The 15309-nt window shown below is 43.5% G+C and carries 13 protein-coding genes and 1 riboswitch; of the genes, 6 read left to right on the top strand and 7 right to left on the bottom strand.

The annotated features are described in order from the left end of the window. Entirely contained in the window at positions 1–1122 is a 1122-nt protein-coding gene (locus IGI69_RS10085) for an exonuclease SbcCD subunit D (RefSeq protein ID WP_438740706.1), read from the bottom strand. Between the two features lie 254 nt (positions 1123–1376). Here IGI69_RS10085 and anmK point away from each other — a divergent pair, with 254 nt between their 5' ends. The 3 genes from anmK (at position 1377) to IGI69_RS10100 (ending at position 5063) form a co-directional block, all read left to right on the top strand. Then, positions 1377–2537, top strand: coding sequence for an anhydro-N-acetylmuramic acid kinase AnmK (gene anmK, locus IGI69_RS10090; protein WP_438740708.1), 1161 nt, complete (start codon positions 1377–1379; stop codon positions 2535–2537). A 21-nt stretch (positions 2538–2558) separates the two neighbouring features. Continuing rightward, complete coding sequence (locus IGI69_RS10095) at positions 2559–3854, top strand: PTS sugar transporter subunit IIC (RefSeq protein ID WP_016610823.1); 1296 nt, start codon at positions 2559–2561, stop codon at positions 3852–3854. 117 nt (positions 3855–3971) lie between these two features. Next, positions 3972–5063 carry a DUF871 domain-containing protein gene (locus IGI69_RS10100; protein ID WP_438740711.1) on the top strand — a complete coding sequence of 364 codons (1092 nt, stop codon included), beginning with the start codon at positions 3972–3974 and terminating at the stop codon, positions 5061–5063. Positions 5064–5116: 53 nt separating this feature from the next. Here IGI69_RS10100 and IGI69_RS10105 read toward each other — a convergent pair whose 3' ends face one another. After that, positions 5117–5752: a lysophospholipid acyltransferase family protein gene (locus tag IGI69_RS10105; RefSeq protein WP_005229679.1), complete on the bottom strand. Its 636-nt coding sequence runs from the start codon at positions 5750–5752 to the stop codon at positions 5117–5119. 137 nt (positions 5753–5889) lie between these two features. Between IGI69_RS10105 and IGI69_RS10110 the strand changes: the two genes are divergently transcribed. Then, positions 5890–6624 (top strand): tRNA1(Val) (adenine(37)-N6)-methyltransferase, encoded by a 735-nt coding sequence (locus IGI69_RS10110; RefSeq protein WP_005229677.1) that lies wholly within the window; start codon positions 5890–5892, stop codon positions 6622–6624. Then, entirely contained in the window at positions 6614–6892 is a 279-nt protein-coding gene (locus IGI69_RS10115; RefSeq protein ID WP_005229675.1) for a GIY-YIG nuclease family protein, read from the top strand. The genes IGI69_RS10110 and IGI69_RS10115 overlap by 11 nt, the downstream gene beginning before the upstream one ends. 85 nt (positions 6893–6977) lie before the next feature. Here IGI69_RS10115 and IGI69_RS10120 read toward each other — a convergent pair whose 3' ends face one another. Beyond that, the gene (locus IGI69_RS10120; RefSeq protein ID WP_438740713.1) at positions 6978–7670 is read right to left on the bottom strand and encodes a hypothetical protein; all 693 of its coding nucleotides are present in this window, start codon (positions 7668–7670) and stop codon (positions 6978–6980) included. A gap of 231 nt (positions 7671–7901) precedes the next feature. Further along, positions 7902–7974, top strand: a riboswitch (Fluoride riboswitch). Positions 7975–8066: 92 nt separating this feature from the next. On the opposite strand from IGI69_RS10120, the gene IGI69_RS10125 reads away from it, so the two are divergent. Next, the gene (locus IGI69_RS10125) at positions 8067–9278 is read left to right on the top strand and encodes a chloride channel protein (RefSeq protein ID WP_115232521.1); all 1212 of its coding nucleotides are present in this window, start codon (positions 8067–8069) and stop codon (positions 9276–9278) included. Positions 9279–9337: 59 nt separating this feature from the next. Here IGI69_RS10125 and efp read toward each other — a convergent pair whose 3' ends face one another. The 4 genes from efp to IGI69_RS10145 all read right to left on the bottom strand — a co-directional run bounded on the left by efp (position 9338) and on the right by IGI69_RS10145 (position 14955). Beyond that, positions 9338–9898, bottom strand: a complete 561-nt coding sequence (gene efp, locus IGI69_RS10130; protein WP_005229668.1) for an elongation factor P — start codon at positions 9896–9898, stop codon at positions 9338–9340. A gap of 74 nt (positions 9899–9972) precedes the next feature. Continuing rightward, positions 9973–10911: a cation diffusion facilitator family transporter gene (locus IGI69_RS10135; protein WP_005229666.1), complete on the bottom strand. Its 939-nt coding sequence runs from the start codon at positions 10909–10911 to the stop codon at positions 9973–9975. Between the two features lie 103 nt (positions 10912–11014). Then, the gene (locus tag IGI69_RS10140; RefSeq protein ID WP_005229664.1) at positions 11015–11584 is read right to left on the bottom strand and encodes a DUF2179 domain-containing protein; all 570 of its coding nucleotides are present in this window, start codon (positions 11582–11584) and stop codon (positions 11015–11017) included. 362 nt (positions 11585–11946) lie between these two features. Further along, positions 11947–14955, bottom strand: coding sequence for a WxL domain-containing protein (locus IGI69_RS10145; protein ID WP_438740716.1), 3009 nt, complete (start codon positions 14953–14955; stop codon positions 11947–11949). Positions 14956–15309: the final 354 nt, after the last annotated feature.

The raw sequence follows: 15309 nt of genomic DNA on the forward strand, positions 1-15309 counted from the left end.
CTATTCCCTCTTTTCCACGACAAATGCTTCATTTAATCCTTGTTCGATCCACTTGGTTTGTGCATCGAGCAAGGAATCTCCCGTCATCTCTTGAAAAAAATGACTGATCAAGGCCTGCGGGTCGGTTTCTCGTGTCGTTATCTGTCTTTTTTTCGTCTGTTCTCGACCATTCAACCGTTCGACAGACAAAATAAATGGATAGATCTTTCGCAACTGATTCATCATATTTGGAATCACAGCACGATCCGTCAGCAGAAAATGCCAAAACGCCTCACGATCCAGCTCACGGTAAAAAACCGGATCGATCAACTCCTCAAAGGAGGCTGTCAGTTGCTGGATATCCCTTTTTGGTGTCAGGGGAATAAATTCATTTGTGTCTTTTACAGTATCAACAAGATAGACCCCTTTTTGGTTCGTCCGTTCAGAAAGGGAAAATTTCAGCGGAGAGCCACTGTACCCGATTTTCGGATGTTTCAGGGCGGTATTGGCATGTAAATGCCCCAAAACGACTCGATCAAAAGGTGCAAAAGCTGTGGTCGGCACGCTGTCCAATCCGCCAACTTGAATTTTCGTTTCAGAATCCGTTTGGCTAGCGCCCGCCACAAAAAAATGGGTCACTAACACTTGTTTTTTTGACGAATCAAAGTACTTGGTCATCTCCTCGATCACTCTTTGGACACTATCTGAAATTTTCGTTAACGGTTCGTCAAAAAATAAGCGCGCCTCGATCGGTTCAAAATAAGGCAGCAAAAAGAATTGTGTATCGTCAAACTCGACCGGTTGTAAACTTTGTTCGATGCTGGTGGACAGATAAAAACGTGTTTGCTGAAACCACTGACTACCAGTTTCTAGCCGCGTTGGGCTATCATGGTTTCCTGAGATAGCCAATAAAGGCAGTTCATTCGTTAGATTGATTTCTGCGATTTTTTCATTCAATAATTTGACCGCATCGACAGCGGGAACGGAACGATCATACAGATCACCTGCAATGACGATGGCAGCGGCTTTTTCTTCTAAAGCGATCGCAATGATTTGATCGATAATTGCTCGCTGGTCCTCCAGCAGATCATAGCCATGTAGTTTTTTTCCGATGTGCCAATCAGCTGTATGTATAAAGCGCATTTCTTCACCTTCTTAAAAAATATCCTTCCAACCATTATACCACTTTCCCTGATCGTTAGACATCTCTCTGCCAGCGAAATTTCACTTACCACCCATTTTTGATAAAAAGAGCGAACACCTGACATCATTATGTTGAAATGTTTTTTCAATTATAAATTTATATCTTGAAATATAATTACACTTCATTTACAATGAGTGTGAAATCGAATTCAACAATCGCTTTCATCACTATTCTAAAAGAAAGGAGAAACGCTATGCTTGCAATAGGACTAATGTCAGGAACCAGTTTGGATGGGATCGACGCTGCTTTAGTAAAAATCAATGGCTACGGCACCGAAACTGCTGTACAGCTGTTGGAAATGATCACACTACCCATTGGTGAAGAATTGAAGGAACAAATAAAAACCGCTTGTGATCCGGTGGAATCAAATGTTCCCCTCATCTGCCAATTAAATACTGAACTAGGGTATCAATTTTTGAAAGCGTGTCAAATCCTCTGCCAAAAGGCTGGTATTGAAGAAAAAAGCATTGACTTTGTTGCCAGCCACGGACAAACGATCTGGCACTCCCCCGATTCTGATCCAGCGAAAAACAGCACCTTGCAAATTGGCGAACCTTCGATTATCGCTTATGGCTTACAAACGAAAGTCGTCGCCGATTTTCGAGTGATGGATATGGCTGCTGGCGGTCAAGGCGCCCCTCTTGTTCCTTATACAGATTATCTGCTCTATCAATCAGACAGCAAAAATCGTTTGCTGCAAAATATTGGCGGCATCGGCAATGTTACTGTACTACCAAAAAGTGGCAGCTTAAACGAGCTGTATGCCTTTGATACAGGTCCAGGAAACATGGTCATCGATGAATTAATGGTTCAGTTATTCGGCCAGCCTTATGATGCGTTTGGTGAAACAGCCCGTGCGGGAGCAATTATACCCACCTTGCAAAAGGAATTAAGAACTCATTTTTATTTGTCCCAGCAACCGCCGAAAAGCACCGGGCGTGAGCTTTTTGGAAAACATTTCGTGCAGCAGTTATTGACCAAGTATCCCGAAGCAGCACCTGAAGACTTGGTGAGGACTTTAACCGATTTCACCGCTTTTTCCATCGCTGACAGTTACCAACGGTTCATTTTTCCTCAGTTGGGAACAAACGATCTGGAGGTGATTCTCTCGGGCGGCGGTGCCCACAATCCTCTGCTGATTGAACTGATCCAAGGCTATTTACCAGAATCAGTAGCCGTTGGAACACAAGATGACATTGGCGGTTCCAACGATGCCAAAGAAGCGGTGGCTTTTGCCATCTTAGGAAATGAAACCCTTCACAGCCGTGTCAATAATGCCCCAGCAGCAACCGGGGCAGCCCAAGGCGTGATTTTAGGGAAAATCATTCCGAATCCATGGGAAGCAAAAATGTAAAACACCTTAGGAGGATAAACCATGTTAGATAAATTCACTCAATTCATCGAGCGCCATTTGGCAGGACCGATGGAAAAACTTGGCAGCCAGCGTCACTTGCGGGCGGTTCGTGACGGGATCGTTTCAACCTTGCCATTGATCATCGTCAGTTCGTTCTTTATGATTTTAGCCTTTCCACCGCTGCCTCAAAGTTGGGGCATCTATCAATTCTTGTCTAGCAATGCCACAACGATCTTATTGCCTTATCGAATGACGATGTACATTATGAGCTTGTATGCGGCATTCGGGATCGGATACAGTCTTTCTCGCTCTTATAAGCTTGATGGTCTTTCTGGCGGGATCCTAGCTACGACCGCCTTCTTACTGACCTTCACCCCTGTCAATATCCCAGCAGAAGCCTTGGATGCTGCTGGAACGGTCGGCTTTGTCTTGCCAATGGCCAATTTAGGGAGTGCTGGTATGTTCGTGGCGATCATCACCTCGATTCTTGCCGTTGAAATCTATCGGTTAACGGACAAATCGAAATTTAAAATCACGATGCCAGAACAAGTCCCCCCTGCAGTCGCTCGTTCTTTCGAAGCCTTGACCCCTACCTTAGTCATTATTTTAGGAATGGGTGCGATCACTTACTATATCGGCTTTGACTGGCACACGATCGTGGCAAAAGTCGTTGATCCTTTAGTCAGTGCCGCAGACACCTTGCCAAGTGTGCTTTTGATCACCTTCTTGACGACCTTCTTCTGGTCATTCGGGATCCATGGTGCTTCTATCGTTGGTTCACTGGCTCGTCCATTATGGTTGCAGTTATTGGAAGGAAATACGACTGCGCTTGCTTCAGGAGATATGATTCCCAATATCGCAGCCGAACCATTTTATCAATGGTTCATCTGGATCGGTGGGGCTGGTTCAACGATTGGTTTGGCTATCTTGTTAGCGTTTCGCACCAAATCGGAATTCGGTTCAAAACTAGGAAAAACAGCCTTGATTCCAGCTATTTTCAACATCAACGAACCACTGATTTTCGGTACACCGATCGTTTTGAACCCAATCTTGATCCCACCTTTCATCATTGCACCACTGATCAATGGCGTCATTGCGTGGGTCGCTACCTCAGCTGGTTTAGTCAATGCAGTTACGGTCAATGCCCCTTGGACATTGCCTGGACCAATTGGCGCTTTCTTAGCGACTGGCGGCGATTGGCGTGCGATCGTGCTGAATGTTCTTTTGATTCTTTTATCGATCCTGATCTATTACCCATTCGTAAAAATCTATGACAAAAACGAATTGGAAAAAGAAAATCAACCAGTCGTACAATAATGTGTAAATAAAGGTCGTACGAAGCACCCACCAAGACAAACAGAAGAAGCCTTCCTCACCAGCTTTTTCCAATGCCAAGAGGTGCTTCGTGCGGTTTTTTAGAAAGAAGGAAAACCATTGAAACGAGAAATTGGCCTTTCGATTTACCCCGACCATAGCGATCCTTTACTGGATCAAGACTATTTAAAAAAAGCTGCTGCCCTTGGTTACTCTCGCTTATTTATGAGTATGCTAGAAGTCAGTGAAGGCAAAGAGACCGTCAGAAAAAAATTCTCTTCGATTATCGGCTTTGCCAAGAACCTTGGCTTTGAAACGATATTAGATATTTCGCCTGCTGTTTTTAGTGATCTGGCGATCTCTTATAACGATCTTAGCTTCTTTGCAGAATTAGGTGCGGACGGTATCCGCTTGGATCAAGGGTTTGATGGCAGTAAAGAAGCCCAGCTGACCTTTAATCCATTTGGCTTGGCGATTGAATTGAATATGAGTAATGATGTGAACTATTTAGAAAATATCCTTTCTTATCAAGCCAATGAACCTTTTTTATATGGCTGCCACAATTTTTACCCCCAACGAGGCACAGGCTTAACGGATGCTTTTTTCCGCAGCTGCAGCCAACGTTTTAAAAAATACGGGTTGAAAACAGCCGCCTTCATCACTAGTCAATCAGCCAAAATCGGCCCTTGGGAAGTCAATGATGGCTTACCGACCTTAGAATCTTGTCGAGATTTACCATTGGCACTGCAAGGGAAGCTGCTTTTTGCTTCTGGGTTGATCGATACCGTGATTATCGGCAATGCTTATGCGTCGGATGCAGAGCTGAAAGCTCTGGCGGCGATCGATCGTTACAAGCTGACCTTTGGCGTTTCCGTAGACGCAGAGGCCAGCGAAATCGAACGGAGAATATTAGCCGAAACCAATCATTTTCGTCGTGGTGACAGTAATGCGTTAGTCGCTCGTTCCACACAGTCACGGGTGAAGTACCGTCCCATCGAAAACTTCCCTCATACAAACCAAGAACCTTTTGGCTATGGGGACATCGTTATCGGCAATGATACCTTTGGCCAATACAAAAACGAATTGCAGATCGTTTTGACCCCTCACCAAGACACGCGAAAAAACAAAGTCGGCGCCATTTCAAGTGACGAGCTGCCTTTGTTGGAATATTTAAAACCGTGGACCAAATTTGCTTTCGAATTATTGGATTAACTCATTAGAAAAAAGCCGCTGATCACAAAAGGGTCAGCGGCTTTTCTTAGGTATTAATCTTCTCTTTTGGACTCATCGATTTGATAAACAAATGACGGATCAATCGCTTGATCCAGTGTGTCAAATGCACCCTGGATGCGCCGTTCGACTTCCGCCAAGCCCTCTTTGTCCATCTTTTTGATGTCACTGATGTCAATGGGCTCCCCAAAGCGGACGGTTACTCGCTTGCGTTTAAAAAGATCTTTTAACGTCAGCGGTCCTTGATAAACAGAGGGAACGATCTTGACCTTAGCCATTTTTGCGATCAACGCCATGCCGCCTTTTAAAGCCGTTGCGTGTCTCGTACCACTTGGAAACATGATCAAGCTAAGATCCGTTTCCTTCAAAATTTTGACTGGCGTCTTTACCGCGCTCGGTCCCGGTTTGTCTCGTTTAACTGGAAAAGCATTGGCATGGATCAAAATGAACCGTAAAATCGGGTTTTTGAACAGCTCTTCTTTCGCCATAAAACTAAATTTCTTTGGTCGAGCAGCCACTGCTAGGTACAATGGATCCCACCAGGTTCGGTGAGGAGCCACTAAAATGTAGTTTTCATTTTTAGGTAAAACCTCTTTGTTTTGATAACGAGCATTGCCGTTGATCAAAAATAATACTACGCGAACCACACCGCGCATAAAGCGAAAAAACATACTCATTTTCCTTTCTATTTCTCTCCTATTCAAGTATGCAAAAAAACGGTTTAAATGACAAGCATTTTTTAGCGTTTCCCATTATTCTTAATCGTAGTATAATACATTGAAATGAATTTAGAACAGGAGTATGCTTCATGTTGCAACCGAACGAACGCATCGACCAATTGTATGCCGATGACATCAAGATCATTCAAAGTTCCGAAGTTTTTTCTTTTTCATTAGATGCTGTCTTATTAGCAAATTACGCTAGAGTGCCAAAAAGAGGCGTAATCGTTGACCTTTGTGCAGGGAATGGCGCAGTCGGTTTATTTATCAGCAAAAAAACGACCGCTCATATTTATCAAATCGAATTGCAAGAACGCTTAGCGGATATGGCGCAGCGCAGTATCGAATTAAACGACTTGCAAGACCAGCTGACGGTCTATCCTTTGGACTTGAAGAACCTCTTTCAAAAAATCAAGCCTGATTCCGTCGATCTATTGGTCTGCAATCCCCCTTATTTTAAAAATGTACCGACGGCGATCAAAAACCCGAATCCCTATTTAGCGATCGCTCGGCACGAGATCACCACAACTTTAGATGAAGTGATCCAAACCGCTAGCAAAGCGTTAAAAATGAACGGACGGTTTGCGATGGTTCATCGCCCGGATCGCTTTCTCGATATTTTGGACCATATGCGCGCCCATCGAATCGCACCAAAGCGCGTCCGCTTCGTCTATCCGAAAGTAGGCAAAGAGGCCAATATTTTATTGATTGAAGGAATCAAGGATGGCAAGGCGGATGGCTTTAAAATTGATTCCCCTCTCATTACCTATGATGAAACGGGTGCCTATAGTCCCGAAGTGAAGGCGATGCTCTATGGCTGCTGAGAATCATTATTTTTATGTCTTGCGTTGCAACGATCAATCCTTCTACGGTGGTTATACCACTGATTTGAGCCGCCGCTTATTAGAGCACAACAAAGGGATCGGAGCAAAATATACCCGTCCTGCTAGTCGCAGACCATTACAAATGATCCATGCGGAAAGCTTTTCCACTCGCAGTGAAGCCACTCAAGCAGAAGCCGCCTTCAAAAAATTGTCTCGCAAAAAGAAAGAGGACTACCTGAGCAGCCATAGCGAGAGTAATGTTATCTGACCAAGCATACAAAAAACTACCTGCGCACGGAAGATTCCTGCTTGAAGGAGCTTTCTTTCGTGACTTAGGTAGTTTTCTTTTATGGTTATTCATTCCTATTTGGTAACGCCCATTGGGTTTGACTTTTCCCAAATTCTTTCGGGATCACAGAATCGACGGATTGATATTCGAGGGTTTCTTGAGACTTTGGAATCGTAATTGCCGTCAAATAGTTGTTGGTTTCGGAATAGAAGCCGATCGTTTCAAAGGAAGGATCAATCAAATGGTATTGAACCCCCTGCAGCTTAGCCGTTGTTTCCTCTTCCACAAATGTCGGTTGATAGCGAGCATAGTAAACCTGGGCGCCCATTTTAAAATATACGGAGTTATGAGCAGATCCAAGAAATTCAATCGCCCGTTCCACTGGTACTGCTTGATAGATCCCTAAAGTTTCAATCGCTTCATTGCTTTGGATGCGCTGATAAACTGCTGTAGTATCAGATTCGTAATATTTATAGCCTAAAAACATTTTTTCGCGGTCTCGGATATTTGGTGTGATCAGCGCATTGTACGTTTTGAATTCACCATACACTTGATCTCCAATAAAAAAGCCTAGCAGACACGCAACGACTATGCCGCCAAGCAATAGCGTCACTTTTGGGTTACGGTTTTCTCGATAAAGCAGAACCATCAGGAACCCTAATAATGCGATCAGACCAACCACCATGAGAATTGGTAGGATCACATAGTAAAAACGCTCACTTTGCAGCCATTTTTCGATCGTCATAAATGCAATCATTCTTTCTTCCCCTCCGATTCCTCACTACCTACTGTTTTTCCCTTGGTCAACCAGTAGAAGGATCGTCCTTTCATCCCTTTTCTTGCCAGCGACTCTTCCGACGCTCAATTCACATGTAAATTCTTATGAAATTAATTTTACCATAAGTATGTATAAAAGATAAGTATTCGTTGGATTGCTTTTCACGACCAGCATCCATTGACAAAACGAGGGTTTTATCAGATAATATTGATGCTAATAGGGAATGAATGTCTCCCTCAGTTCTTACTGAAACCGCAATTTTGCTAATGACTTCTACCACTTTTTTTTAGTGTGTAGTAGTCATTTTTTATTTTCACTCGTTCGTCATAGTTGCAAGAGCATTATTCCTATCTTTTTTAAAGGATCGTGATAGAAATGAAGAAACAAGAAACAACGTATTTTGAACTGACTGCATTAGGTTTGCTCAGTCTGGTGATTGGGGTGCTTGCTGGAGCTGTTGACACTTTCTTTGGCAAAATTTTGCTGTTCTTAAGTGCCTTCCGTGAAAGTCATTTTTTGCCATTGATTCTCTTCTTACCAATTATCGGTATTTGCTTTACTTACCTTTTCCAAAAGTATGGCGATCGGAGTCCTCAAGGAATGAACTTAGTGTTTTTAGTCGGGCAGGAAGAAGAAAAAGATATTCCGCTGCGTTTGATTCCTTTTGTAATGGTGGGAACCTGGCTGACGCATTTATTTGGAGGAAGTGCAGGCAGAGAAGGAGTTGCGGTTCAGTTAGGTGCCACCATCGCCAATCGTTTAGGAAATTGGCTGCGACTAGAAAAGTACGCCAGCACCCTTATCATGATTGGGATGGCTGCGGGATTTGCTGGTTTATTTGAAACCCCCATCGCTGCGACGTTCTTTGCATTGGAAGTGCTTGTCATCGGTAAATTCAGTCATCATGCCCTCTTACCTGCTTTGCTGGCTGCTTTCACTGCTAGTAAGACTTCTCAATGGTTAGGCTTAGAAAAATTTAGTCTTATGTTGCCTCAATCCGTCGATTTGACGATACCTGTTTTTCTGAAATTACTTGTGATTGGGTTGATTTTTGGTATGGTTGGCGGCAGCTTTGCGGGCTGTTTAGAAACGATGAAACGCATCATGAAGCGGCGCTTCCCGAATCCACTGTGGCGTATTGGGATTGGCGCATTGGCGTTAGTCTTGCTTTTTGTTTTGTTGTATCAAGGGCGTTATTCAGGCTTAGGAACAAATTTGATCAGCGCGAGTTTCACGAAGCAACCGATCTATTCTTATGATTGGCTGCTTAAGTTGGTGTTGACCGTATTAACTATCAGCATTGGTTTTTTGGGTGGAGAAGTCACCCCTTTGTTTGCGATTGGCTCTTCTTTGGGGGTCGTGTTGGCACCACTGTTCGGACTGCCTATCGAACTGGTAGCAGCACTAGGCTATGCCAGTGTTTTTGGCAGCGCCACTAGCACCTTATTTGCACCGATCTTTATTGGTGGAGAAGTCTTTGGCTTTCAAAATCTACCCTTCTTTGTGATCGTCTGCTCCGTCGCCTACTTTATCAGTAAACCTTATAGTATCTATCCGTTACAAAAAAGATCGGCAAAGGGACAATGAGCCACTTCTGAACACGACAAGAGCAAAGAAAAAACCGCGAACAAGTCGCGGTTTTTTTGCTATTTTGCACGTTTTAAATAAGTACCTTCAGCTGTATTGATTTCTAGCATTTCGCCTTCTTCAACAAAGTCAGGAACATTGACAACTAAGCCCGTTTCCATCGTTGCTGGCTTACCAGAACCAGTCACAGTTGCCCCTTTGATCGATGGCTGTGTTTCAACAACTTTCAAGATTACACTTGAAGGTAATTGCACGCCAATCACTTCGCTGCCGAAGAATTGAATTTTTACTTCCATGTTTTCTAGAATGAACTTCATTTCTTCTTCAACCACTTCAACTGGAATTTCATATTGTTCATAGGTTTCCAGATCCATAAAGAATGCGGTATCGTCCATTGTATATAGGTATTGTACAGCTTTCGTATCGATATGCGCTTTTTCAAATTTTTCTTCTGGACGGAAGGTTGTATCGTAAGTCGAACCAGTCCGAACGTCACGTAATTTCATACGCATAACCGTATTTCCTTTACCTGGTTTGTGGTGGCTGGCATCTAATACTTTGATAAGTTTGCCGTCTTGAACAAACGTCATTCCAGCTCTTAAGTCACTTGCATTGATCATAATTTTGAAATCTCCTTCACTATGTGATAATCCTTGTCTATTGTATCAAAAAAAACAGCTTTATTCTAGCTAAATCAGTGGGAAGGTCGCACAAGTTTGCGCCGCTTCTCCATGTAGTGAGGATCGTACTCATCCGTTTCAATATAAATATAGACTTTTTTATCTGCCATTTGATGTCGAATCTCGGCTTCGATCTCATTAATGATCTCATAGCCGACCTCTTCTTGTTTTGCAGCAATATCGACTTTCGCTGCAATCAAAATTTCTGCTGGCCCTAAATGGACTGTTTTCACATCGATCAAGCGATCAACATCGGGACGTTCAAACGCTTGTTTGATCACCGCTAAATCACGTTTAGTAACACTTTCCCCAATCAGTAGACTGTAAAATTCGCGGGCTAAGAAGATCGCTGCTACCATCAATAAAAGACCAATCAATAAGCCGCTGAAGGCATCAAAAAATGCGTTCCCGGTAATCATTGTTAAAACCGTTCCGATCAGTGCGATCATCAGACCGATCACCGCACAAAAGTCTTCTGTGAAAATGATCAAAATCTCACTATGCCGACTTTCTTTCAAAAAACGATAGATTGGTTGACGTTCGACGTTTAGCTCGCGGATCTCCTTGATTGCGATCCACAACGAACTTCCTTCAACGATCATCCCGAAGATCAAGATAGCGATCACTAACCAAGTATTGCCGACTTCATGGGCGGGATGCAGCAGCTTTTCCACTGCTTCCATCACGCCTAGTGCGCCCCCACCAAAGAAGAGCATCATCGCAACGATCGTGCTGAAAAAATATTTCGCCCGACCTTCACCAAACTGATGCAGCTCACTTTGTCCCTTTGTTGCCCGTTTATCACCGATCAATAAAAAGATCTGATTGCTGCAATCCACGACACTATGAATGCTTTCATTCAGCATGGCCGCACTACCGCTCAAGGCATAACCGACAAACTTACTGATCGCCACCAAAATGTTTGAGATCAGTGCAGCGATGACCGCCATCATGCCATTTGCTTTCTTTTCCACACCTAACGCTTCCTCTCATCAATAAACTCCCTGCTTATTATGCAACTATTCTTCAAGAATGGATCAAGCTGCCTCTAGTTCCTCAATCAACAGGTGCTTGCTTTTTCAACTTCGCCTCTCTACGGCTGATTTTTTTGGTCCAAAAACCGCCCGAGATATACTTGGGTTCATAGCTGATGATAAACGCTCGCTCTTCCACCGCTTTGATCGTTTGATAGAGCTTTTTCTCACTTTTTCTTTGGGAAAGAATCTCTAAAATCAGTCGCGGGCCTTCCAATCCTTCACCAAAGCTTTGTGTCACACCATAACCCTCTTGTCGCAAAATCTTCGGCAAACTCTTTTCTTCATCCGTATTACTAGGTAGGATCACTGTGACCATTGTATAGCCCAGAGCCAGCTTATCTTCGATTTTGATCCCGATACTGACTCCTGCAGCATAGCCTAGTGCATAGAACAAGAGATTCAGCGGGTTATCCAAACGATCCAATACCATAGATAAGCCTAAAATATAGATCGTGATTTCGATCATACTCACTAATGGGGCAATCACGCGATACCCTTTCATTGTCAATAAAAATCGCAGTGTGTTCAATGTGACATAGGCGAGATTGATAAAGAAAATCATCGCCAGCATTTGTAGATCAACTTCCATCTTTGATTCCCCCTTGTTCTTAGCATATCAAAAGGCAAGCGAAAATTAAAATATTTGAGCAGGATTTAATTACTAAAATAGCTAAATAAAATTTATGCTGGAGAAGACACAGTGCTTAGGTGATTTTGTTGATGACTACCATGTTATGATTTTGCTCATCGATACACTACCTGTGGTTTCACTCACTTCTATTGATTGAAAAGCATATCCACCAAAGTGGGAAAAGTAGTGTAAACCACTACTCGTTTGTTTCAGACAAAAAAGAAGTCCAATGGCAAATGGACTTCTTTTTGTCTGATCAACTTTTACAGTGTTCGATCATATTCACGATTGCAGAACATGCTTACTTGTTTTCCAAGGGGTTATTCGTCAGCACCAGGTACGAAACTCAGCTCCCAATGGATGGTTCCTTGATAACTTGTTGCTTGTGGCCTTGCGCCAATAGGGATTTCCAACTCGACACTTTTTTGCATGGTATCCTCGTTTCCATAGCGTTGAATCCAAGTTCCCGCCCCTTGCTTTTCATTGGCACGTGCAATCACTTGGTTCTGCGGTCCCAGCTCGATTGCATCAAAGTAGTCTGGTGCTTCAGAGGGATTTTCTCTAGAGGTAACCATTTCAATATTCGTCAAATGCACACTCGCTCCTTTTAAGTGGTGCTTAAACGCATCCGTGCTAACGAACCCTTCCTCTGATAATCGGGCACTCAAGATCCAGCCCTTTTGAAGAAATCGACGATCGGAAACCTGAATGTAGTTTGGTCGTTCGGTTGATTCATGATCATCCACTAAAGAAATTCGTTGCGGACGCGCCGGATAGCGGCTTGTCGACGAGCGAATCGGTACTGTACCAAAATCGAATTGTGAAACAAAGTCTATACTGATAAACCCGCGATTTTCTGGTATCAAGGGTGGATTCTCAGGTAGAATCGGTTGATCAGGATCAAGGGGATCTTTTGGGTCTACGTCACCAATGGGTTCCACAGTGGTTGATGCTTCTGCCCATTTGCCATCAAGAAATGCCTGAGCGGTGACCACCTCACCTTGAGTAAAATACTGGAAAGGTTCTAAATCAGATAGATCAAGTAAATAATGCCCGTTTTCATCCGCTTGGGTGTGAAAATACGTGCTATTGCCAGCACTATCGACTGTCGTTTCAAGCGTCGGTTCTGGCATCCGTCCCTCTCTTTGGAATCGAAGGTAGCTACCAGGATTGGCGGTTCCCGAAATCGTATAGGCATTAGGTAAGGTTCTATCTTCTGTCAAAGGATCGATGGTCACCGTGACGTCTGGTATGTTCTCAAACAATAGCCGTTGCGAACGAGAAGCAAACTGCGCGGCAAACCCTCGACTTGTTTCCTCATTTAGCGAAGATACATTGGTCACATTGGTATTGGTTCCTGAAATCGCCGCAGTCATGGACAGAATCGGTTGCCACTGAAAATCAACTGTCTCTCCTGTATTTCCATGCCGCCACTGGCGAATCGCCTGGTTCTTTGCAGTGATTCCTCCCCCTTCAATTAGACCATTTGTTGTGGTCGTTATGGCGCGGGTTCTTTGCAAATTGACACGCTTGGCATCGTCGATCGTCAATCTTGCGGGATTGTTGGCACCGGTAAAGAAAAGTAGCCGTTGGACAGCCTGTGGGCTGTCCGAACGAATATCTAAGGTAGCATCTTTGCCTACGTTGAGATTGCCAGTCGTGCCAGAGAAGTGGAAAATATTTGCGGTTGTATTTTGATTTGTTGCTTCAACCTCTAAGGTGCTACTGTCTTCTAAGGTGACATGCGTATTGGCACTTAACCAGAAAATATGACTGTACAACGTTCGGTTTGCAGCAGTAACCGACAAGCGACTTTTTTCCATTAAGCGAATATCATGGGGCGTGCCTAATGTGATGACTGCCGGGCTGTTGTTTTGTGTATTTAATGCCAATTCCGCGCCTTTTCCTAACTCAATGCGTCCATTGCCAGCGACAAAGCGAATATTAGCACCGCCTGCTTCACCAGCTGAACCGTTGGCATTTAATGATAGTCGGGCATTATCCCCTAATACGAGACGCGCATTTGTATTATAAAAATCAAGATTTCCTGAGCTGATCGTCGACATTTCGACGTTTGCTCCCTCACGAAGCTCTATTTGGTTGATTTCAAAATTCGCTTGGGTGTTCGAGTGAATCATCCAAGAAGCATTGAAGTCTGATGTATATCTAGGCGTTTGGTGTGAAACCGAATGTCCAGAAAAGCTTGCTCGAGAGTGCAAACCGTAAAACAACTGATTGCCAGTATGGTTGAGATTGTGGTACCGAATGATTGAACGCTGCTGATTTGTCATGTTCAAATCATGGTATTCAATTGCCCCCCAAAAGTTTCCATGGTAGAGTTCCAAATTTTGCAAGGTAATGTCCCATGGGGAATCAGGATTGACACTCGAATCGCGGAAACAGATCGCAACGGCTCTAAGATCCATCTGATAGGTGTCGAGACCATCAATGATTAACGTTCTTGAAACTCTCGAGGCATTGATATAAACATAGGCTAATCCGCCATTAGGATTGGCGCTGCTGCTCCAGCCGTCAATTCCCGTAATACCTAAACGAGGATTATCGTTCGTTTGAAAACTGGCTGTCAAATAAATATAATTGACCGTCGGATCGACCATTGCAGCCATAAATTCGACCCAGTTAGCAACCCCTCTCTTTTTTACGTCGTCGCCTAAAAGATACAGATTGCCAGGATCAGAATCTGATGCCTCAGGAAGCTGACTTTCTATTTCCTTCTCTTCTGCTACTTGATCCTCTTGATCCAATTGATCCAAATGATCCAATTGATCAGTGGAGTCACTCGAATCAGTTTGGTCATCCTCTTGTGTATCCGTAGGGTTTGTCTCCCGTGCTTCTTTTATCTCAAGTATTATCATTGATTCTGCTACCTCAAATGGAAACGACCCTGCTGTATCAACTACCACTGGAACCGAGAAATCACTTCTAGGGGTATCGGTCGTTAGTTTCCACCCATTCTCTTCAGTGGTTGGTGTAATTTTGACTCCCTTTGGCAACTCCTCTTCAGCAATAACCGCAGATTGCGGCAATCGGATCGCTATTTCACTAATGGGACGGTCCGTATGAAATGCGACTAGCAACATGTCTCCTACAGTCCCAGCTTTCGTTGATTCATCAAAATAAATGGCAACTCTTTCCTCGGCCTCTTGCTCTCGTATCGGTTCAAATGCTTCACTCGCAACCGTTTTTTCCTCCAGCTGAGCAGCAAAGAAAATGTTTGAAGAAAACACACTCATGGTTGAAAAAAAGTAGAGTCCTCCAAGTAAGCCAATAATGATAGTGAAATATACCTTTCTCTTTTTCTTGTTCATTTGTTGATGCCCCACCTTTCAGCGTATCTTTCCCTTGAAATCGATCATGGATCAGTCCTTCCCAAAGAGCAGCTTTAGCCATCAGGACGCTTGCTTCCCTTTTTCAATTGCAGCTGATCAGAAAACCACAATCCTGTTACCGTTTGACCTGCCATCGATTTTAAATGACAAAAGAAATCGCCAATTAAAATAACAAACATTATAAATAACGATGGTTTTGATCGTTTCACTTTATTCTATAGCCCACGCTATTGCTTAGTAAAATCAGAATATTCCTCAGGCGGTGAAAAATGTATTTCAACTAATCACTTTGTGAAATCGATAGTTTCGGCACACAAAAAAAACAGCTAGATG

The sequence above is a fragment of the Enterococcus sp. DIV1083b genome (genome assembly GCF_051713705.1).
In the GTDB taxonomy this organism is placed as follows: Bacteria; Bacillota; Bacilli; order Lactobacillales; family Enterococcaceae; genus Enterococcus_D; species Enterococcus_D casseliflavus.